At 54.0% G+C, this 20,935-nt stretch carries 18 protein-coding genes; 5 read left to right on the forward strand and 13 right to left on the reverse strand.

All coding sequences use genetic code 11. The features are described from left to right. Positions 1-19: 19 nt before the first annotated feature. Complete coding sequence (locus RGAI101_RS18370) at positions 20-1,636, reverse strand: MFS transporter (RefSeq protein ID WP_037230037.1); 1,617 nt, start codon at positions 1,634-1,636, stop codon at positions 20-22. A 205-nt stretch (positions 1,637-1,841) separates the two neighbouring features. Here RGAI101_RS18370 and RGAI101_RS18375 point away from each other — a divergent pair, with 205 nt between their 5' ends. Genes RGAI101_RS18375 through RGAI101_RS18385 form a run of 3 tightly spaced genes read left to right on the forward strand, consistent with a single transcriptional unit; the run spans position 1,842 to position 6,210 of the window. After that, complete coding sequence (locus RGAI101_RS18375; protein WP_008229797.1) at positions 1,842-2,588, forward strand: hypothetical protein; 747 nt, start codon at positions 1,842-1,844, stop codon at positions 2,586-2,588. A 14-nt stretch (positions 2,589-2,602) separates the two neighbouring features. Beyond that, positions 2,603-5,725: a hypothetical protein gene (locus RGAI101_RS18380; protein ID WP_008229497.1), complete on the forward strand. Its 3,123-nt coding sequence runs from the start codon at positions 2,603-2,605 to the stop codon at positions 5,723-5,725. A gap of 41 nt (positions 5,726-5,766) precedes the next feature. Continuing rightward, positions 5,767-6,210: a hypothetical protein gene (locus tag RGAI101_RS18385; RefSeq protein ID WP_008229708.1), complete on the forward strand. Its 444-nt coding sequence runs from the start codon at positions 5,767-5,769 to the stop codon at positions 6,208-6,210. Between the two features lie 33 nt (positions 6,211-6,243). Here the strand turns inward: RGAI101_RS18385 and RGAI101_RS18390 are convergent, their stop codons facing one another. Continuing rightward, entirely contained in the window at positions 6,244-7,839 is a 1,596-nt protein-coding gene (locus RGAI101_RS18390) for a hypothetical protein (RefSeq protein WP_008229707.1), read from the reverse strand. A 232-nt stretch (positions 7,840-8,071) separates the two neighbouring features. Here RGAI101_RS18390 and RGAI101_RS18395 point away from each other — a divergent pair, with 232 nt between their 5' ends. Both RGAI101_RS18395 and RGAI101_RS18400 read left to right on the forward strand, forming a co-directional pair. After that, a complete protein-coding gene (locus RGAI101_RS18395; protein ID WP_008229743.1) occupies positions 8,072-9,298 on the forward strand; it encodes a glutathionylspermidine synthase family protein in 1,227 nt (408 codons plus the stop codon). A gap of 43 nt (positions 9,299-9,341) precedes the next feature. Next, positions 9,342-9,923 carry a DUF1190 domain-containing protein gene (locus RGAI101_RS18400; protein WP_008229585.1) on the forward strand — a complete coding sequence of 194 codons (582 nt, stop codon included), beginning with the start codon at positions 9,342-9,344 and terminating at the stop codon, positions 9,921-9,923. Positions 9,924-10,060: 137 nt separating this feature from the next. Here RGAI101_RS18400 and RGAI101_RS18405 read toward each other — a convergent pair whose 3' ends face one another. From RGAI101_RS18405 to RGAI101_RS18450, 11 genes are all read right to left on the reverse strand, one after another. Beyond that, positions 10,061-10,411 carry a hypothetical protein gene (locus RGAI101_RS18405; RefSeq protein ID WP_037230041.1) on the reverse strand — a complete coding sequence of 117 codons (351 nt, stop codon included), beginning with the start codon at positions 10,409-10,411 and terminating at the stop codon, positions 10,061-10,063. Next, a complete protein-coding gene (locus tag RGAI101_RS18410) occupies positions 10,408-10,794 on the reverse strand; it encodes a response regulator (protein WP_037230044.1) in 387 nt (128 codons plus the stop codon). The genes RGAI101_RS18405 and RGAI101_RS18410 overlap by 4 nt, the downstream gene beginning before the upstream one ends. Further along, positions 10,772-11,692 carry a CheR family methyltransferase gene (locus tag RGAI101_RS18415; RefSeq protein WP_050763260.1) on the reverse strand — a complete coding sequence of 307 codons (921 nt, stop codon included), beginning with the start codon at positions 11,690-11,692 and terminating at the stop codon, positions 10,772-10,774. The genes RGAI101_RS18410 and RGAI101_RS18415 overlap by 23 nt, the downstream gene beginning before the upstream one ends. Then, positions 11,689-12,162 carry a chemotaxis protein CheW gene (locus RGAI101_RS18420; RefSeq protein ID WP_037230046.1) on the reverse strand — a complete coding sequence of 158 codons (474 nt, stop codon included), beginning with the start codon at positions 12,160-12,162 and terminating at the stop codon, positions 11,689-11,691. The genes RGAI101_RS18415 and RGAI101_RS18420 overlap by 4 nt, the downstream gene beginning before the upstream one ends. Beyond that, positions 12,159-14,255 (reverse strand): chemotaxis protein CheA, encoded by a 2,097-nt coding sequence (locus tag RGAI101_RS18425; protein WP_008229702.1) that lies wholly within the window; start codon positions 14,253-14,255, stop codon positions 12,159-12,161. The genes RGAI101_RS18420 and RGAI101_RS18425 overlap by 4 nt, the downstream gene beginning before the upstream one ends. A 4-nt stretch (positions 14,256-14,259) precedes the next feature. Next, complete coding sequence (locus RGAI101_RS18430) at positions 14,260-14,628, reverse strand: response regulator (RefSeq protein WP_008229609.1); 369 nt, start codon at positions 14,626-14,628, stop codon at positions 14,260-14,262. Further along, entirely contained in the window at positions 14,625-14,900 is a 276-nt protein-coding gene (locus RGAI101_RS18435) for a hypothetical protein (RefSeq protein WP_037230048.1), read from the reverse strand. Before RGAI101_RS18435 ends, RGAI101_RS18430 begins: the two co-directional genes overlap by 4 nt. Before the next feature lie 4 nt (positions 14,901-14,904). Further along, on the reverse strand, positions 14,905-15,450 hold the full coding sequence (locus RGAI101_RS18440; protein WP_037230155.1) for a chemotaxis protein CheD: 546 nt from the start codon (positions 15,448-15,450) through the stop codon (positions 14,905-14,907). Positions 15,451-15,498: 48 nt separating this feature from the next. Beyond that, on the reverse strand, positions 15,499-18,036 hold the full coding sequence (locus tag RGAI101_RS21340; RefSeq protein ID WP_050763261.1) for a methyl-accepting chemotaxis protein: 2,538 nt from the start codon (positions 18,034-18,036) through the stop codon (positions 15,499-15,501). A gap of 25 nt (positions 18,037-18,061) precedes the next feature. Beyond that, positions 18,062-18,391: a hypothetical protein gene (locus tag RGAI101_RS21965; protein WP_157044745.1), complete on the reverse strand. Its 330-nt coding sequence runs from the start codon at positions 18,389-18,391 to the stop codon at positions 18,062-18,064. A gap of 596 nt (positions 18,392-18,987) precedes the next feature. Beyond that, positions 18,988-20,868 carry an FAD-binding monooxygenase gene (locus tag RGAI101_RS18450; protein ID WP_008229733.1) on the reverse strand — a complete coding sequence of 627 codons (1,881 nt, stop codon included), beginning with the start codon at positions 20,866-20,868 and terminating at the stop codon, positions 18,988-18,990. Positions 20,869-20,935 lie beyond the last annotated feature (67 nt).

A 20,935-nucleotide genomic window follows, 5' to 3' on the forward strand; every position in this document is an offset into this window, starting at 1 on the left:
CAACACCCCCGGACGTCTGTTATGCGCCCTTAACCAACATATCGTCATGCAGCGGCACAGCCTGCCGTTCGATCATGCGGTGGACCTGCGGTGCACCTTCGCCCCGGTGCAACCGTCTAAGATGATCGGCAAGGTCCGCGTCGGCATGGGTCCGGCGTTCGTTATGTCGGACGTATTCGCCCCAGGTCGGCACATGATAGCTTTCGCTCCAATGCTCGGGGTGATGCAGGTCGCGCAACAAGGCCCACTGCTGTGCGCCGTCGCGGATGCGAACCCTGCGGCGCTGGCTCATCGCCGCGAGGAATTCGGGAATGTCTTCCTGCGCGATTTCGTAATCGACCATGACCATGACAGGACCGCTGCGATAGTTCAGATCAAACCGCGTCGGCGGCTCTTTGAAGCGGTTCAGCGGATCAAGGTTCAGCCCGTTGAACTCCGGCAACGGCAACCGCAGACCGATCAAGGCACCCAGCACCAGCAAGACTGCCGCACTTAGCAATGCGGTTTCAGCGCCTGCCCTTTCAGCAAGGGCACCCCAGATCAGGCTGCCTGCGGCCATGCCGCCGAACGTCCCCGTCTGGTACAGGGCCAGAACGCGCCCGACGACCCAACGCGGCGTGGAAAGCTGGATGGTGACGTTGAACATCGACAGGGCCAGTACCCAGCACCCGCCGGTGATCATTAGAGCGGCCCCGGACAGAAAGGCATTCGTGCTGAACGCAAGGGCACCACAACTGACCGCAAAGCCCACAAACGCCCCGCTTGCGATGATCTCATTGCTGAACCGCGCCCGTAAACGGGCATTCAGCAATGCCCCGAACACGGCACCCAGGCCGAAACACCCCAGCATCACGCCATAGACAAAGGCCGAAGCATCCAGCGTTTCGCGCACGATCACTGGCAGCAGCGCCAAAAGCACAATTGCGGACAGACCAAACCAGAACCCGCGCAAAATCACCCGCAGCAGGTTCGGCGACATAGCTACATAGCGCAGCCCGGCGGAAAATGCGCTCCCCATCGGCTCGCGTGGAAGATGCGATTCACGCGGCGGTGATTTCCAGCGCAGCAACGCCAGGATGATCGCGATATAGCTTAGCGCATTGACCGCAAAAGCCGCCGCGACACCTGCAAGTGCCACAATCGCACCGCCCGCTGCCGGGCCAACGCTGCGCATCAGGTTGAAGCCCATGCTGTTCAGTGACACGGCCGAGGGCAACTCCTCTCTCGAGACGATATCGCCCATCGTCGCCTGCCAGGACGGGTTGTGCAGCGCGGTGCCACAGCCAATCAAGAAGGTGAAGGCCAGCAGTGACCACGGCGAAAGCCACCCCTCAAACGCCATGAACGTCAGGCTGATGGAGACGACAAACATAAAGGCCTGCGCAATCAACATCACCCGTCTGCGATCGAAGTTATCGGCAAACACCCCCGCCAGAAGCGAAAAGATCATGATGGGCAACGCGACCGAACCCTGAACAAGTGCGACCATGTGCTGGGAATCCGACAGCGAAGTCATCAGCCAAGCCGCACCGACAGCCTGCACCAGTCCGCCAAAGTTGGACGCCAACGCCGCAATCCAGAGCGACCGAAAGGTCTGGTTGCGAAATAACACCAATGGCGAGACGCGATCCGGCACGCAATTTGCCCCCTGTTTGCTTCTGTCCCTTGGTAAAGCGACTTGAGGAGGACTGTCGAGCGGAAGTGGCGATTGAACGACAAACCTTGTCCCGCGGCATGCTCGTTTAGCGGACGACCGGGCGCATGTTGCCCAAAAACAGACTATGTATATCCAAAAGTGTATTATACCCTTACCCGAAGTGATTACCAAGCCGGGGGTCTGCATGAAAACGTGGCAGGATTTATCGCCGGAACAGCAGCATTTTTTAAAAAGTTTCCTCAAGACCAGTGTTCGCGACCTGTTCCGGGACAAGTATAAGACTGAAACCAACAAAGGCATTATCGACGCCTTTGGCAGGTTCGCAGACCTTGATGCACTTTTTGATGAACGCGCGGCACTGGTGCCTGACGATTATCCGGAAAAGGCCAACGTCGTTGCACAGGCAGAAACAGCCCGCGCGCGCAATCAGGCAGGGGCGTTTGACGATGCAACGCAACGCATGGCCCCTGCTATTCAGGCGATGGAACGGTTGCGTGCCGATTTGACTGCTGCCGCCGATCTGCTGCGCGCCGAAGTCGGACCTGTCGCTGGTGTGGGATTTGCCGAAGCATCGATCACCGCGATAGATCAGGCACGTCAGGTCGTGTTGCGCCCGCTAGCAGACCCGCTTCCGACCAAGGCACAGATGGACGAAGCCCAAGCCACCCTCGCGACATTCGAGCAGGCTGTCAACGCCGCCTACGTCGAAGCCGGTGCGCTGCCTGCGGCCCTCGCGGCCATGGAAAAGGCAAAGGGAATGGCGACAGCGCGGCTGGCTGAAGTCGCAGCAATGGACAACACCGCGTTTGCGTCGACGCCCCAATCAGGCCCCCTTGCTGCGGCGGTTCAAAAAGCAAAAGACTTGCAAACCGCTATTACGGCCGTTGATCAGAATGACGCTGTTGCCCTTCGCACGCTTGCCGGGCACTGACGGCATGGCTGACGTTGGACGAAGCCACATCACTGGTCGACGACGCGACGACGGTCATCATCGCAAAGATTCAGGCGATCTATGACGCTGCCAAGGAAGACATAGAAGACGCCCTGGACATCGACATGACCTCTTATGACGGCCAACCCGAAACGCCGCAGTTGTTGTCGACGCAAGCAAAGATCAGTACGGACAAACAGTTGGTCCTTTCGACCCTGGCCACACGCGATCCGGTCGAGATTCTGAAGCTTGAGCCACTGATCGAAACGACCCATTCGAACATCATTACACTCTACGATCTTACGATCGATATTGATGTACGGATTCAAAAGGAAACGTATAAAACTCTTGGCGCATCGGATGCCCACGCCGATGGCATCGTGGCACTGCTCGATGCGAATGACGACGCGGGCGAAGCCGTGATCGCAATCCTGGAGCGCAATAAAGCGGTCCTCAAGGGGCAAGAGGCCACACGAACCTATATTGAGGACAAGGGAAAGGAAGCAAAGCAACTGGCCGCCGAACTGGCTGCTATAAATGCCGAATGGACGCCCTTGAACGACGATTTCAAAGAAAAACTTGCCGATTACAATGAGAAAAAGAAGGCTTTTGCCGAGGAGAAAGAACGCGTGACCCTGCTTGGTGGCGATGCCACCGACGAAGACCGCGCCGCCGTCAAAGCCGCCCGCCTTGCGGAACAGGCGGCATTCCAGGTCGGTTTGCTTGCTCAAACCGCCAAAGACGAAAAGGAGACCGAATACCACGAGAAGAAGGCAGAGGTGGACATTTCTGAAAAGGAACTGAAAGCCGCGAAAGGCCAGCGTGCCATGCTTGATGCGATCACGTTCGGCCCGCTATCCCCCCTTGCTGCGCATCCGATCCCGGATGAAATGTTGGAGGATGTGGTCAAACTTTTCGGCAGCAACCCTGATATTGCCATTCAGACCTGTGCCTTGGCACCTGATGCCAAGGACCAAAAGGCGCTGGCGCAGACGGCTCTGTTGATGGCCGCGCAATGCGAGGCGAATTTCCTCTGGCAACCGCCTGCCGGCAGCGATGGTGTCGTGCCCCCTGAGAAGACAATGGGACAAGAGAACGCCGCAAACTACGCAAAACATGCGTTGAAGCAGGCCGCATTTTTCGGGGCCGAGTTCGCAGCCGAAGCAGAGGTGGCCGTGGCAAACGGTGTCCCGCACAAGCAAGATGCCAAGATGCGTGCCCTGACCGATTATTCGATGAAAAACGTCGCTGCCTCGCGGGCGATCGGTGCCGCCGAAACCGTGATTCAGCGCACCCCCGCCTCCGGTGGAGTGCCCGCAGGCATCAAGCTTGACCTAAACAGCGCTGCGTTCAACACAATGCTGATCGAACAGCGTCACGGCTTTGACTCCGCGTTCAGGGCCACGGTGACGTTAACCGAACAGATGGGAAATCTGCAAAATTTCTTTGGCGACGCGACCAAAGGCGACACCCGTCGCGCCGAGGCGGAAGCCATTTTGAATTCGGTCACGACCGTGCCGGCCTCGCCTGCTGCGCGGTCTCTGCTAAGCACGCAAATGGGCATTCCCGCAGAAGATTTCGACGACCCGTTGAAGGCCGATGAGGTCAAGGAGAAAATTCAGGTCGGCATCCTCAAGGCAGTGACGACGCCCATCGCCCAAGGTGATGTGGGATCGTGTTTCGCCACAGCACCACTGCGCAAATTGCAAAACGACGACCCCGTGGCGCTGATGGAGATGTACCGCGACATCGCCACGACAGGTGTGTTCAATCCCAAGCATGGCCGCCCTGTCCCCGCTGTCACCAACCTGCCGCCGGGCGACGAACCCCTGGCGCGCAGCCTGGAATATTCCATCGCCACGGCAGCGGCCCGTCTGCAAAACAGCCGTGAACGCAGGCACATGAACGCGACGATGTTCGGGGCCTACGATCCATCCGAACCATCCCTGGGCGGGCTCAAGAACGAAGTGGACACCGATGCGTGGCGGAAACTTGAACCCAAGCTGCAGCAAGCCGTGATCGGGGGATATACTTTCGTTTATGATCCCACCCGCAATGCTGGTGCGGTAAGCGCGGATGGATCGTCGTCCAAGGGCGTTTACAAGATGGTCACGGTCGACACCAAAGAAGAAGTGCTGTCGCAAGCCGACTTTGTTAAATTTATCAAACGCAAGGCATTGGAAGCCGTTGCCGCCGCAGGGCTTGGCGACGCCGATCGCGACAAGCTCACGGCCTATATCGACGAATCTGCGTTTATCAACGGGATCGACAAGCTGGCCGGCAGCGACAAGCCTTGGGAAATGCAGTTTGGCGGATGGGGCGATTCCGCGGGCGCAGTCTTGTTGCCACAGGACGACGGCAGCAAGCGCCCTGAAAACCTGCGCGGGCATGATGTGGTCAGCGAAGACGGAAGCGACAGCACTGGCGAGCGCGCGGTCAAGGTTCTCAAGGCCATCGCGGGGATGGGAGGCGGTGACATGACGATGGTGTCAACTGGGGGAATCCACGCCTTCAACGCCGTGGCCCCCGAGGGGGAATTTGCAAAACTCAACGATCCGCCGGGATTTGATGCAAATGTCCAGGCCAAGCTGGTTGATCCGGGCCTCAAGATCGCGACGGACAAGCTGCCCAAGGACCGTGCGGCCTATCTTTACGGTAAGCGGATCGATGCCGTGCTGCCTTGGGCGGCAGACGACGCCGAGGTAGACCTGATCAAGGCCGCACTCGCCACGCCCCCCGATACCGACATGACCCCGGCCAAGCTTGAGGCCTATATCAGCAGCAAACTCGAGCCCTGGAAAACCGCGACCGTCAACCGCAAGTCAAATGAATGGACCGCCAAGCAGAACCCCCTGCCCGCCCCTGGCGAGATCAGACAGAAAAAGGCCGATCTGCTGGCTGCCGAAAACGAGCGACAGAAAAAGGCCGTGACCACGATGATGGCAGCTGAAATGGGTGTCCCCACATTCGTGATCGCCGATTCAAATTGGGGCAGCGAAGCGGACAAGGCCATGTTCGTCATTGCGCCTGACCCGCTGACCGGCGAACCACGCATGTGGGTCAAATGGGTCGTCAGCGGTACAATGTCGCCGATGGAAGACAAATGGCTCAATACGAACTGGGTCAAAGACCAATGATATATTAAGACGAACGACACCAAGGAAAGGTGACCTAGACCATGGACCTACCGCAGATTGACCTGATGATAAATGCAACGGGCATGCCGATGGTGCGCGTCGCCTACGAAGCTGAATATACTGAAATCGGCCCGCTGATCGCTGCCGTGCCAGCGCTGGTCCAGCCCGATCATGCGCAAGATGCGGCTTTGGCCGTGAACCACCTGAGCGAGGGTTTCGAGTATGGCGTGATCCTTGACCCCCAGTCGTTCCGCGCCGAATACATGGCGCAGTATGATGCGGAAGAAGGGGCCAACTGGCAGCAGGGCCAGCCCCGTCTGCGGGATTTTGGCATGCCTGACCTGTCGCTGCTGGCCCCGCCTTCGATTGATGACGGAACCTTGGTTTTCTTTGCCGACGACAAATATCTGGGGCTGGCCTACCACGTTACCATGTCGCTGTCGGACCCGTCACCGGATTACCAACCGCTGCCCGTCGCCCCGTAACACGAGCAACAGACAGCTTCTTGGCTCAATCGCTTAAGCAGCGGTCCGCAACGCTTCGTCCACTTTGCCAAGCGACGTGATAGCCGCCCCCCGGACGTTGACGGGTTTGAACCCGTTCTTCCCGTCCACCGTCTGAAAGAACGGCGTGTCCAGCTCACTCTGGAATTCGCTCAACACTTTGCGGGCGTTTTCTTTCAGCAGTTCACGCTTTTGCCCGTCTGGTTCCTGCACCAGCGCTTCAAGGGCGTCCTCAAGACGGGAGTCGAGCGTGTCGAGATAGGTGAACAGCGTTTTGGTATCAGTGGCAATGGTCGGGAACTCTTCGCCCTGACACACGGCCAGGATCGAATCCTGTAGCTTTATCAGTTCCGAGTTGAGCGAAATGCGGGTTTTGGACCAATCCAAGCGGGCGCGTACATAGGGCACGACGCCAGCGGGAATATCCTTTTCCGCTGCGGTCTGTTCGGCGGCATGCGCATCGGCGATCAACTTTTTCAGACCCGGTACCGCCTTCATGGCACCGGCAAAATCATCCGCCTCACCTTTTTCCGTGAAATAGGCCAGAACCGCACGCATTTTGCCCACGTCCCCCATCCCGCGCTGCAACAGATCAAGAATGGCTGGCTCAAGGTCTGCGCGAGCTTCACGCCAGCCAGCGCCGGGGTCTGCCGCGTTGTCGTCTGCGTTTTCCGGCGGATTCTGATCCGTCGACGGCGCAGCAGCAGCCTGTTCGGCCAAGCGTGCAATCGCATCGCCCAATGCCTTGGCCGTGCCGGTCGCCTTTTTTGCGTCGCCCGATGCAATCTGATCATCCAGCATGCCATGCACCGCGCGCAAGCGTGACGCACCATCGACCTCGCCCAAGGCATCAATGCGCTTTGACAGGACGGCCGACACCTCGGCAAGACGCTTGAGGGCCGGGTCTTCGGTTTTTGCCGACGCATCTGCTGCGGTGCCTTGACCTGAAAGTTTTGCAATCGCCCGCTCAAGCTTGGTCAGCATATCGTCGGCCTTGGGCAAATCACCGCCCTGAAGCGCGCCCACCGCCGTTTTGAACCCGGCAACCAACGGGGCCTGCGCATCTGGTTTCACGCCCTTGATTGCGCCCTGAACCTGCAACGCGCGCGCCTTGAGCTTCTTGAGCAACTCCGCATCGTCACTAGCAGCGTCAGGCGCATTCTTTGCCGCATCTTCGTTTTCAGCCGCTTCGCTGACGTCATCGTTTCCATCACCCTCATCATCCGCGACATCATCCAGCAATCCGTCATCGGGCATGTCTTCGATATCTTCTTCCAGAACATTGCCGCTGGAATCCAGGACCAGCACGTTCATCGGAATTTTTTCAAACTTCAGGAATTTCTTGAGCTTTTTGGCCATCTGCGGCAACTCGCGCTCACAGGTCAATTCGATGACGCGGCCTTTGACCTTGGCGGTACCGTACCCCAGCTTGGTGCCCGTGCTTTCACCGCGGGCAACGCGACCGATGACTTCGGGCTTTTTCTTGCGATCCAAAACGAACACGTCTTCTTTGGGATCATTGCCCGGACAATAGGCAAAACTCAAATCACGCTTCTTGGCCATGGCCATCATCTTCTTAAGCTGATCACCCCGTAATGCGATATCGCCCATGAAACTATTCCTTTTCGCTTCGTTGTCTGCCCCATCAATTTGAGCATGCGCTGACAATCAGCCTACACCAAAACAGCAATCTGACAATTCCCAAAGCCGCTGACCGTGGCCGATATCTTTGGGGCTTTGGCCTACATCTTGCTGGGCCCCCTCTTTCTACAAGAAAAACCCGGGGTCTGGTTTCCTGCCCCCAAACCACCTAAATGACAGTCAGTAAACAAGGAGACGTTGCATGCAGAAAGTGGCCTTGCCCGAACGCCCGACCTGGCGGGAGCACGCGCAGGACGTCGGCTTTACCTTCGCCGATATGCACGGTGCCCCCTATTGGGATGAGACGTCGGCCTACGCCTTCTCGCTCGAGCAGATCGAAAACGACATCGAAGATCCCGCGACCGAACTGCATGCCATGTGTCGCGAGGCAGTCGTCCATATTCTGCAAAGCGAGGACCTGCTGGACCGTCTCGCGATCCCGGAGGCGCATCGTGATCTTATCGCCGAAAGCTGGCATCGGGGCGATCCGGAAATCTACGGGCGTTTCGATTTCGCCTATAGCGGCAATGGCCCCGCCAAACTGCTGGAATACAACGCAGATACGCCAACTTCGCTTTATGAAAGTGCGGCCTTTCAGTGGCAATGGCTCGAAGATCAGCTTGCCGCTGGCGTGTTGCCAGAGGGTACGGATCAGTTCAACGGCATTCACGAGGCTTTGGTCGCACGGTTCGGCGCGGTGTTCGAGCCAGGGAGCGACCTGCATTTCACCGCCGTCAGCGGCAACCCCGAGGATTACGGCACCGTAGAAGCGATGGGCTGGGCCGCCCGCGAGGCTGGGTTGGGCGCACATTATTGCGATCTGGAAAAGATCGCGATCAGTGACGAAGGGCAGTTTCTGGACGATGAGGATCGCATCATGGGGGTCCTGTTCAAGCTTTACCCTTGGGAGAACTTGTTGCGCGACGACTATGCAAATCACATCGCCGGGTCCCGCTGCCTGTTTCTGGAACCGGCATGGAAGGCGCTCTTGTCCAACAAGGGCCTTTTGCCGGTGCTATGGCAGATGTTCGAAGGCCATCCAAATCTTCTGCCCGCTTTTTTTGAACAGGACGTTACTGACGCGATCATCAGACGTGGGCCCGCGGCCCCCAAAGTGGCCGAGGCTTTCGATCGCGCCGAGGCGCAAATGATCGCCGGCCATGTCACCAAGCCGATCTTGTCCCGTGAGGGCGCGTCGGTTTCAATCACCAAAGCCGGACAGATCATCGAACAGTTACAGAATGCCGCTTATGCCGAACACCCCCGCATCATTCAGGCCTATGAACCCCTACCCCAACACGATGGGTTTCGCCCGATAATCGGCGCATGGGTGATCGGCGAAGCCTGCGCAGGCATCGGTATTCGCGAGGATCAGTCGCGCATCACGCAGGATCTATCGCGGTTCAAACCACATTACATCATTGCCTGATGTGCCCAATAAAGCCAATATCTTACCGAAAGACAGGATTGTCATGACCAAACGTTCCAGCCGCGTCGCGATCACCATTCTCGGAGCCACAGCCTTTGCTCTTGCAGGTTGCCGCGAAGAACAGGTGGACGCCAAGGCGTTCCCCGATTTGCAGACCTGCACCGCCGAAGCGACCCAAGGCGGCATGTTCACCGCCCAAGATTGCGAGAGCGCCGTCAACGCAGCAGAGACCCTTCATGTCGAAGCAGCCCCGCGTTATGACAGTCTCGAGGTATGCGAAGAACAGCACGGTGCGGATGCCTGCAGCACGGAAGCCTCGGCAACCCAAGGCGGATCAGGCAGCATCTTCATGCCGCTGCTGGCTGGATATCTTATCGGTAATATGATGGGTGGACGTGCCGGCATGTCGGCAGGGCAACCCATGTATAAAACTTCGGGCGGGAAATATACCAATGCCGCACGCACCAGCACCTTTTCCACCAACAGCGGAGCAGCAAAGCTCAACACGTCGCAATTTACCCGTCCCGCCACGACTGCAGGCAAAACACCTATGACCCGCGCTACCGCCAGCTCTCGCGGTGGTTTCGGCAAAAGCTTTGGCGGGCGCACGGGTTTTGGTGGCTGATATGATTGCGCGGACTTTTTGTTCAGATCGGTGCGCCCTACTCAACGGACCAATATAGAATACTGGCGTCGCGCAAACGGCCCTATTACGGTCATTGTCTTTAGATTTATGGATGTATGAAATTTGATCCGAAGGGATCAAAAAATAATTTCATCTTCCTCACTATTTTGTTTTGCTGCTTCAACGCCCGCTAACGCAGTTTTAACTCTATCCAGCTTTGTGAAACTTAGGGCTGGCTCGATATTGACCATATCTTTTTCAATCTTGCTGTTGCTCAGATGATTGAGGAATACTTTCAGGTCAGCGAGTGTCTGAACAAGTAGGTCTATATCTTGCAACGCAAGTCGGGAGCTTACTCTCCTGTCACCTTCATGCAAAAAATAATCGCCAACAGTCTCCTCAATACTCCGACCCAATTCTTCAATCCGGCCCAGTTCACCTTCGACCCTCTTTATCACTGAAGACAATGAAACAAGTGCGCCGCTCATAAGGGACCTGTCACTGTTTCAAGGCATTTTTTTAACTTTTGGGTGTCGAAGGGTTTTGAAAGAAAGTTGTTCAGACCCAGTTTTTGTGCCCGTCCCAGTATCTCTTGATTCATTGAACCACTTACCAAAATAAAACCCACATTCGCTGTAGCTTTTTGCATACGCAGATTGCCGAGCAAATCAAGGCCAGTCATACCCGGCATGTGATGATCCGAAATTACGATATGAAAGCCCTCTCGGCTAACACGTTGGAACGCGACGTCACCAGACACGCAGAAATCAACGTTCCGCATACCAATGTCTTCCAATGAGTTACAAAGCAAGCCCCTGCTAACGCTCGTATCGTCGACAACCAATATTTTAAGTGTATTGCGAAGTGACATTTTGCTTCTCCATAATTGATGTGGAATTCAAGCTAATCGCTTGCGGACGTCGGAAGGCTGTCGGTCCGAACAATTCGAGACGATTAGATAGGCTTGGTCCAATACGTTCGGAGTGGCCGATAAATAAAAAACCGTCTGGGTGAAGAACCTTTTCAAGACCCGCCCAGATTCGCATTTGAGTTGCTTCATCCATATAGATTGTCACATTTCTGCAAAATATCACATCAAATGGACCTGAAACGGGCCAAGGATCCATAAAATTCAGGTACCGAAATGAAATCAGATCCCGGGCTTGCGGACGAATTTTTAGAATCTCGCCTGACTGTTCCTTCTCAAAAATGAACTCAGCATAACCGGGCGGAACGTCTTCAAGCGCAGAGAGGCGATATTCTCCTGCATTAGCCTCTTCAAGTATGTCACTATCGATATCTGTCGCTAAAATACGTAGATCATAGTCCGCCGCATTTGGCAGGCACTTTAGAATGACCGATGCGATACTATAAACTTCTTCCCCACTTGAGCATGCAGCAGACCAAATACGAACCCGCTCTCCATTTCTAGCCTTCTCGATAAGGTGAGGCATAATTTGGTTTTCGAGTAGGTCAAAATGCCCACGCTCACGGAAAAACCTGGTCGTATTCGTCGTCAATGCGTTTATCATCTGCTCCAGTTCGGGTGCACCATTCGGACTAAGTACATGCTGCAGATATTCTTCAAAAGTTGTGAAGCTCAGGGGCTTAAGAAATTTCGAAAGGCGCGATACAACTAATCTTTCCGCACCTTCATAGAGACAGATGCCCGTCTTGTCTTTTAGGATGGAGGAAATATTGTCGAATGCATCTTGTGATATGTCGATGGCTAATAACTCAGATTGAAAGCCTTGCGATGGAATACTCATGCTTCAACCGGCTCTGCCGCCATCGCTGCAGCCAATTCACTAATATCGAGGACACGTAGCGTCCTATCGCCAGATGCAATGATACCTTGAACAAAACCATTTTCGTCAAGACCGCCGACTTTTGGCATTGGTTGTATTTCCTCTGGCGAAATACCGACAATGTCAGAGACTGCAGTCACAAGAAATCCCACAGTTTGGTTCCCAATATGTGCAATGATAATTACATCGCGCTTGCTAGGCTTGCATGCCCCCAGCCCAAGCCTAGCTGACAGGTCAACAATAGGGACCACAGCGCCTCTTAAGTTCATCACCCCCAACACATCTGCTGGTGAGTGAGGGAGCATGGTTACTTTTGTCCAGCCTCGGATTTCGCGAACAAGCATGATATCCATACAAAAGTCCTGCTGTCCGATTGAGAAGGTGATAAGTTCTCGTTTACTGCCCTTTTCAGGCGATGTTTCGGTTTTCATGCGGAAACTCTTACTGGTTTGGGGGACACCGAAGCGGCCACGGGGATTTCATTGGTGATTTCATCAAGGTCAACGATCAAAGCAATCTGACCGTCGCCCAAGATCGTTGCTGCTGCTACATACGGCACATGACCATAGTTCGATTCCAAGCTCTTGATGACAACTTGTCGTTGATCAAGAATGTGATCAACAGCCAAGGCAAACTGATCCCCTTTGTCGTCTTCCACGATCAACAGAATGCCGTCTTGCCCAAGCTTGCGCTCTGGTTCAAATCCAAAAATCGTGCCCAGATCGATGATCGGCAACATCAAATCACGGACTGAAATCATGCGCGCCTCTGGACCTATCAGGTGCACTTTTGAGGCTTCTGGCCGTATTGTCTCGGTAATAGCAGAGATGGGGACAACCATCGTTTGATTGGCAACGTTAACGACCATGCCATCAAGGACTGCAAGTGTAAGTGGTAAACTGATAGAGATCGTCGTGCCTTGGCCAGGCGTCGAGATAATCGAAACTCGCCCCCCAAGACGACGAATTTCACTGTTCACGACATCCATTCCCACCCCCCGACCAGATAGGTTCGTTATCGCACTGGCGGTTGAGAAACCAGGTAAGAACAAAAGGCGGTCAATTTCCGCGTCACCCAGCTTCGCAGTCTCGGACACAAGACCTTTTTCAATAGCTGATGAAAGAACTTTTTCGCGATTAACGCCACCACCATCATCATTAACTTCGATTACGACACGACCAGATCTGTGTGCCGCCGATAGTTTGACCGAACCATTTGGCACCTTACCAACCTCTATCCTGCGGTCAGTATGCTCTAGTCCATGGTCAATTGCATTTCGCAAGATATGGGTTAAAGGGTCAACAAGTCTTTCGATGACTGTCCGGTCAACTTCTGTATCCTCACCTTCAGTGATAAAGCGCACTTCCTTGCCCGCTATTTGCGCTGTTTCACGGACAATTCGCCCCATTCGTTGAAAAAGAGGTTTAACTGATTGCGCCCGAATTCCCATCACACGCTCTTGAATTGTGCGCGTAAGTGTCTTGAAGTCGTCAAGTGTGGTTGCCAACTGGCGACTAACAGATAATTCTGATTCAGTAATAGATTGCGTCATTACGGCCTGCGTAATAACCAGTTCACCAACCATGTTAATGAGCTCGTCCACCAACTCTAGATCAACCCGAACAGTCGCTTTCTGAGCAGACTTTGCTTTCTCGGGGCTAGTCTCTTTTTCTTCTGCGTTGGCTAAACCACCGGCATTGATTTCCAATTGCGATAAAGCTGGAGCTGGCCTTTCAGAGCTTTCGAAAATCGGTTTCTCCGTCTTCAAAATCTCTATCTGGATTTCTGCAAGGTCATGAGCAAACTCAAACACTTCATAGACTTCACTTTCCAAGCAGCCTGAGGACAGCAAAATATGCCACGATATATCGGGGTCATTGACGTCCCATGCAGCAGCACCGCCAAGACTGAAGCTGATATCCACGGAGCCAAGGGTCTCAAGCTCACGAAAAAGTTGAACTGGCTCGTGCCCATTGGAATACAGCGCTTTTGTAGGTTTGAATTTAATACTGTAATTTCCATGTTCAGTGTCAGAAAGATCAGCTCCATCCGCAGCGAACGATAAAGCAACTGGTACAAATTCGGCGATACAGTCGTCGCCAAATTCTACTTCCCCAATTTGATGTGAATCACTAGATAGTGCCGTAATCTCAGAAATGTCATTTGCAAGTTCGCTGACATCCGGCACGCTACCTGCCTCGCCTAAAGCGATAAAATCAGTTAGTCGGTCAGCACCTCGATAAAACACCGGAATAATTTCCCGGCTCATTGTAAGTTTACCGCTCCGCAGTTCGTCCAATATAGTTTCAAATGCGTGTGCATATTGAGTTATAGCGTCCAGCGAAAATGACGCTGCGCCGCCTTTGATAGAATGGACCGCGCGGAACATCCGATTGATTGTCTCGGGGTCCGGTTCATGATCCGGCTGAAGCAACTCTAGTTCGCTCAGTCCGTCGGTTAGCTCCTCCAACTGCTCTTCGCATTCTTGGAAGAATATCTGTCTTAATTCGTTTAGACTAGCCATTGCGTCAAACCCTCGCCACCCGGCGTATCGCCGAAATTAACTTGATGTCGTTGAATGGCTTCACAATCCATCCAGTTGCGCCAATACTTCTCGCGCGACTTTTCAAAGCATCACTACTCTCGGTGCTTAATACTAAAATCGGCACCGAGGCCGCAAATTCAGATTGCCTAACCTGTTCGATCAGTCCGAAACCATCCATCACTGGCATGTTGATATCTGTAATGATCACATCGGGGTTTGCTGCTTCCAGTTTTTCAATCCCATCTGCGCCATCTTCCGCAGTCGTCACCAAGAACCCTGCCTCTTCTAAGGCAGCTCGTAAAAGATTTCTCATTGTACGTGAATCATCAATGGCAAGAACGCTAAGGCTCATGACTTCGTTCCCTCTTCAAGAAGTGCTTCTTTCATCGCAAGGATCTGCAAATCCTGTGCCAACTCTGACGATGCATCGATTGTCAGAGTGCCTCCGGCTGCTTCCGTATTTTGCTTGAACCGCAGTAATAATTCTGCCGCTCGAGCACCGATCGCCCGCACTTCTCGGCCATCAAGATGGATGTGAGTGCCCTCAATTGCCTGCAGTTGATTGGTTAAATTTGGGACCGCAGACGAAAGCAGCTTTTCTGCAAGTATAAGCGAACTCATCATAGCCTTAATCCTCAAAGAATTGAATATCGTCTGTCGCAGGACTGACGGTTTTAATCGGTTGAACTTCTGGTTCGATATCATCAACGAGTCGCTGACTTGCACGTCCTGTTGACGGCACAAAGCGAAGTAGACGTGCCTGGGTTCCGCCCAAGCTCATCGCTCGAATAGGTAAACCTTCACATTCGAGAAAGGAGATCGCAAAGTCGCAGTTTTTTTTCCCAATATGCCCCATAATTCCGGACATTGTCGCGCCTCCAAACAGCTTCGCCTCTATCCTTGACTTATTCGCGCCAAGCTTAAGCAAGCCGTTAATAAGGACCTCCATCGCATAAAATCCGTAGCGCTCGGATTGCGCCATCTGATCGGGACCACCAGCAAGCAGGAAATGGTTCATCCCTCCGACACGGGCAACAGGGTCAAACAGGCAAGTTGCAACACATGACCCCAAAAGGGTCTTGATAACTTCATCCGGAGACTCGCTCACATGGAATCCCCCTTGAGCAACATGAACTTCTGTCATTGAGGCATCCGATGTTCTTGCTTCAAACATAGTCCGGTCCATTTTTGTTCTTTTCAAATTCAATCTCTAAAAACACTTTCAGAAATCCGTCCATGTGCCTGCAGCGGCTCTAATTTCCCCATCTTTGCGTTGTTCTCTCGGATTGTCAGAGACACCGTTCTGGTTGTCGCTCGATACGCCCTTTGGGGTGATTTTTCTTGACGAGATTGAGACTACTTTTTCCGAGATCTGGAAGTGCCCGATGGTTTCGACAAGCGACATCGCAACACTGTTCAGCGCGTCACTCGCTGCTGTCGTTTCCTCCAAGCGCGCCGCGTTCTGTTGAGTGGATCTATCAAGCTGTGTTACAGAAGAGTTAATTTCTTCAAGGGTCAGTGACTGCTGTTGTGCTGAAACAGCGATTTCAGAAACCTGCCCAGATATGTCATTCACAGATGAAGCAATACGGTGCAGGGAATTGCCGGTTTCGCCGACCAGATCGACGCCGATCTTCACTTGGGCAACGGATCTAGCGATCAAATCGTTGATTTCACGTGCTGCTTCGGAAGATCTCTGGGCCAGGGCGCGGACTTCTGATGCGACGACCGCAAAACCACGGCCAGCGTCCCCCGCCCTGGCGGCTTCCACGCCGGCGTTTAAAGCAAGTAAATTGGTTTGGAAGGCGATATCATCAATCACCTTAATGATTGAGGCCATCTTTTCAGATGATGTTGAAATTTCATCCATGGCAGAAACCGTTTTTAGAACGACGACACCGCTCTCCTCTGCATTCGCTTTTGCTTCGGTTACGATAACATTTGCTTTCTGCGCTCCTTCTGCCGTTCCCCGAACTGCACCTGTCAGGTCATCAAGCGCTGCAGCGGCCTGCTCTAGAGTTGCAGCGGTACCTTCCGTACGTCGAGAGAGAACCTCCGCAGTGCCGCTGATATCTTGGGATTCATTCCGAATAGTTTCCGCTCGATCAGCGATAGCACCAAGGGCTTGGCACAACTTCGTGACAGCTTCATTATAGTCCTCTCGCAATTCCTCGTACCGCTGGGCAAAGGGTTCCGGCAACGTCGCCCGCAGGTCACCGCCACTTAACCGCTTCAGTCCGACACGCAGCGAATCCACAACCAAGGAACGTTCCTGGTCAAGCTGCTTGCGTTCGACGCGGGCGGCTTCTGAAGATCTGACCGCCTCTGTCACGTCGCGGCCAAGCAGGAAAAGCCGATAAGGTTTCCCATCGACATCCGCCACAGAAGTGACGCTGCCTTCGACAATTACATCTGTGCCATTGGCCCCTGAAAATATCATCTTGCCAACGAATGATCCATTTTCTTTCACTTGGGCAAAGATCGTTTCCGCATCTTTCGTGATCAAAGTGGTTAGACCCGCGCTGCCCGATTGAGTGTGACTGGTAGCGATTAGGCTTCGGAATAAATCATTTTCTTCACATAATTGTCCGCTCGGTAAGAAATCTGCTCGAAGTTGCGATGCATTTATCTCACGGATTAGCGCTGAATTTTTCCACTCTTCCGTAACATCTTGCCACTCAAGTACTGCACCAATGTGCCGCTCATTTTCGTCGCGGATCGATTTGATCTTCAGGGAAATGCGCACGTCTTGCATTGAAATGGTGGTGGAAATCGCCTTTTCACTCAATGCACTCACGCGCTTGGCAAGTTCAGGGTTTTTCGGGTGAAAATAATCTAACGGCTTACCCACCAATTTTCCTGCCTCAAAGCCTGGGAAACGACGCTCAAAGTGCTCAATATGCTTTTGGCACAGCGCTTCGAATGCAGGGTTAATGGCAAATATCTGTCCGGTCTCGTCTGCCAGGACCAATGCTGCAGACGAGCTTCCGAACGCCTCACTTTTGAACCGCGCATCGCGGGCGGCCGCTGACCCCGCTACGAGGCTGTCACGAAGATGCTCGACTTCTCGTCCCAGTATACCGAATTCGTCGCCGCGTTTGGTATTCTCCACAGGAACCGAAAACTCCTCCAATCGAAGGTTTCCGATTGTACGATTCAACGATGCCAAGGGTTTGAGTACAAGGCTGCGAAATGCAAACAATGTGACGAGAAGAGCAGTGATCCCTACAAAAGCTGCCAATGAAAGGGCACTTATTCGACGCGTTTCCAAAAACGCCTCGAGCGGCTCTATTGACCAGCGTGTGACAAGGACCCCGACAAAACGGTCCCCCGCCGCATAAAGCGGGTACGCTGTTATACGCTCTTGGTCGAAAAACACAGGGTCGCTTGCGGAAAGGGCAGTGCGCCCCAGATCCGGCAGCGTTTCATCAACTTGAGGTCCTTTTTCGACAAGGACCTCGCCTTTGGCGTTCAGTACGGCAACTCCGGTGAACTGCCCGTCCGACCCTTCAATGTAATTGTCGATCAAATTCTCGACTACACCGATCTGGCCAAAGTTGACTGGTGCTGGCAACAGACCTGCCATGAGACGGGCATCCGATTTGGAACGATCAAAAACAACCTTTTCGGCCAACTCATGTGTGGTCTGGTTTTCCTGCACAAGCATGGCACCAACGACCGTAGAAATAGCAAGCAGGACCGCTAAGACAAACTTGGTCGCGACCGAGTTAAGAGAATTTGTTTGATCTGACGTGGACACGAAAGTGGTCTCCTAGTTGGGTCAATCAGCAGAATGCGCTGGCGGCGATGCGGTTGATCAAAGCACTGCTGAGCCGATTTCGAAAAGCCGCGGTCATTGGTGCCGGAATTGAATATTGAGACCTACATGATTGGGCAGCTAAACCAGTTTCAGAGCGCTCATAAGCACTTGAAGCGCTGCCCAAGCCATCATCGAAGCGCTCCCTCTCATGCCGTAGCGGAGTGGTTTTGCCGAAATGCTGCCCATCGTCGGGACCGTCGGAGACGAGTGGAGTACCCTCGAAAAGATCATCCAGACCAGCAGAAAGACCATCAACTGCTGGTTCTGCTGTGTGCTGTTGAATGATCAATGTCATGGATCCAGATTCCTTGTTCGTTTCTTTGGATAGAAGGCCGATTTGACCTTTGTCCGGGAAACTACTTTTGAATCCGTTAATCGATGCTTTTCATTTAACTCAATTTACCAAACTCATGCCTGACCGACCGGAGGGTTTCCAAAATCACAGGCAATGTCAGATGTCAGAAATTCTAGCGATTTCCAAAGACGCGGCAGGTCAAACTTCCGGAAATATTCGATCACGCTATTGAAAGCATTGCAGGCTAGAAGAGGCATCTGAATCATTCACTAGCCCACTGTTTCAAATGGCCTTTTTCGACAACGACCGCGTAAATATTTTTGTAAGTTTCGCAACAGCCAAGTGATTGGCACCTCGCCAAACCTGCTAGAATTTCGCCCGTATCACGACTAGTTGGACGTCCTCACCGCGGCGATGATGAAACAGACCAGCGACTTTAGCTTAAAATTTATTGCAGATTTCCAACGAATTTTAAATTGAGCCTCATTTTCACAGCGACACCTTGAACCCCCGCCCCAACGGCACCTTATCCCACATGCCTGACCGGACAATAAAACCTTTCGAAGTTCAACGGCGTGACACCCTGCACCTTGCTATCATCGGTGCGGGTTGAGAACCCCCGCAAACAGCTGTGTAATCTGGTCGTGTGCCGTGAGTGGTAACACCTGCGCGACATATTGGTCAGGCCGTACAATCACCAGACATCCCTGATCGCGATCAATGCCGCGCATTTCGAAAATGTCGGCGCGGGGGTCGGCGCTAAAGACTTTTTCGTAATCGCGCAGACCATAGCGGCCTTTCTTGGGCAGTAAAAGCGATGGCAATTTACCGACGTCGACCGTGCGGTGGCCCTGTTGGAATACAGCCCTCAGATCGATCACTGAATCGATATCCGCACCCTCAGGCGTGACTTGAGTAATCGGGGACCCAGCCCCCCCCAGATAGTCACAAAGCGCGCTCACATCGCCGTCTTGGCCCGCAAATGCCAGTATCCGCCAGCGACCATCAGCCTTAAGCGTATGCCCCAGATGCAGCGGCTTGGCGTCCGCGACACGGATGACGGGGGCAGAATGAAACCGCATCCCGATGACAAACCCTTTTGCCAGATGCTGGTGCGCCCCCTCCGCCACCACAAGAGATGGCGCATAATGAACGGACGTGCCTGCGGTGAAGCGACCCTGCTTTTGAAAATAGCGCTGGAATTCTTTGGGGTCGACGGTGTCTTCCCCCACCTTGTCGCCGGTTTGGGGTCGCGCGCTGAACATCTTGGCAAAGGCGCGGTCGAACTCGATCAACTCTTGTGCGATCGCTTGCCGCTCGGTTGAATAGCTGTGCAAGATCGCGGGCGCGCTTTGTCCCCGCAGCACGGCTGCCAGCTTCCAGCCCAGATTGAACGCATCGCCCATCGACACATTCATGCCCTGCCCCGCCTTGGGGCTGTGGGTATGACCCGCGTCCCCGGCGATGAACACGCGCGGATCAGCGCCGTCTTGCGCATCGTCGAACCGGTCGCACAGGCGCTGCCCGATCTCGTAAACCGACCACCAGACGACCTCTTTCACATCTAGCGAATAAGGGGGCATGATCCGCCCCGCCGCCGCGATCAGTTGATCCTGGGTGATATTCTTATGCGAAACGCGTTCATCCGGGTTCAGCTTGTCCAGTTCTATATAGAGCCGCACAAGATATCCCCCCTCGCGCGGGATGATTAGCACAGACCCTTCATTAGCGGAATGGATCACGGATTTCAGGCGAACGTCCGGAAAGTCCGTTTCCATCAGTACATCCATGACGCCCCACGCCTGATTGGCAGCGTCGCCGACCAGTTCGCGCCCGATGGCCCGCCGCACGCCGCTGCGGGCACCATCACAGCCGACGACATAGCGCGCCTGAATGGCTTCGGTCCGGACAGGCATACCATCGGGTGAATGGGACACCGTTACCGTCAGCGGATACTCGGCGCTGTCATCACGGGCCAGGCTGACAAACTGGCGATCGTAATGCGGCTCAAGGCGGCGCGGCCCGTTGCGCATCACATCAAGGTAGAAATCATGTACGCGCGCTTGGCTCAGGATCACATGAGGCATCTCGGACAGACCTTCTTCGGTATCCTCGATCCGGCCACTGCGCGCGATATGGGCAGGCTGATCGGCGTCCGGTTTCCAAAACGTCGTCTCGTTCACCCAATAGGATTCGCGCAGCACCCTTTCGGAAAAGCCGAATGCTTCGAACATCTCGACCGACCGACAGGCAATCCCGTCTGCCTGCCCCATCTGAAGCGGTCCTGATTTCTGATCGATGATGCACGTCGAAATATCCCCGAATGCTGCCAGTTGCGCGGCAAGCGTCAGGCCTGCGGGGCCGCAACCGACGATCAGGACATCCACCTTGCCTGGCGGTTCGTCGCTATGGGGTGTCCCTGACGGGGCTGAAATATCGGGGCTGCCAGATTTGAAACCGTTCAAGTGATACTGCATCTGATCGCCCTTCGTTTTAATAAGTGCACTTATCGTATTTAGAGCGCTTCCCTCTGACCTGTCAATA

The organism is Roseobacter sp. GAI101, from assembly GCF_000156335.1.
Classification (GTDB): Bacteria; Pseudomonadota; Alphaproteobacteria; order Rhodobacterales; family Rhodobacteraceae; genus Sulfitobacter.

Coding starts and splice junctions, on each gene's coding strand:
- RGAI101_RS18375 (WP_008229797.1), top strand. CDS start 1,842: ATGAAAACGTGGCAGGATTTATCGCCGGAACAGCAGCATTTTTTAAAA.
- RGAI101_RS18385 (WP_008229708.1), top strand. CDS start 5,767: ATGGACCTACCGCAGATTGACCTGATGATAAATGCAACGGGCATGCCG.
- RGAI101_RS18390 (WP_008229707.1), bottom strand. CDS start 7,839: ATGGGCGATATCGCATTACGGGGTGATCAGCTTAAGAAGATGATGGCC.
- RGAI101_RS18395 (WP_008229743.1), top strand. CDS start 8,072: ATGCAGAAAGTGGCCTTGCCCGAACGCCCGACCTGGCGGGAGCACGCG.
- RGAI101_RS18400 (WP_008229585.1), top strand. CDS start 9,342: ATGACCAAACGTTCCAGCCGCGTCGCGATCACCATTCTCGGAGCCACA.
- RGAI101_RS18405 (WP_037230041.1), bottom strand. CDS start 10,411: ATGAGCGGCGCACTTGTTTCATTGTCTTCAGTGATAAAGAGGGTCGAA.
- RGAI101_RS18410 (WP_037230044.1), bottom strand. CDS start 10,794: ATGTCACTTCGCAATACACTTAAAATATTGGTTGTCGACGATACGAGC.
- RGAI101_RS18415 (WP_050763260.1), bottom strand. CDS start 11,692: ATGAGTATTCCATCGCAAGGCTTTCAATCTGAGTTATTAGCCATCGAC.
- RGAI101_RS18420 (WP_037230046.1), bottom strand. CDS start 12,162: ATGAAAACCGAAACATCGCCTGAAAAGGGCAGTAAACGAGAACTTATC.
- RGAI101_RS18425 (WP_008229702.1), bottom strand. CDS start 14,255: ATGGCTAGTCTAAACGAATTAAGACAGATATTCTTCCAAGAATGCGAA.
- RGAI101_RS18430 (WP_008229609.1), bottom strand. CDS start 14,628: ATGAGCCTTAGCGTTCTTGCCATTGATGATTCACGTACAATGAGAAAT.
- RGAI101_RS18435 (WP_037230048.1), bottom strand. CDS start 14,900: ATGATGAGTTCGCTTATACTTGCAGAAAAGCTGCTTTCGTCTGCGGTC.
- RGAI101_RS18440 (WP_037230155.1), bottom strand. CDS start 15,450: ATGTTTGAAGCAAGAACATCGGATGCCTCAATGACAGAAGTTCATGTT.
- RGAI101_RS21965 (WP_157044745.1), bottom strand. CDS start 18,391: ATGACATTGATCATTCAACAGCACACAGCAGAACCAGCAGTTGATGGT.
- RGAI101_RS18450 (WP_008229733.1), bottom strand. CDS start 20,868: ATGCAGTATCACTTGAACGGTTTCAAATCTGGCAGCCCCGATATTTCA.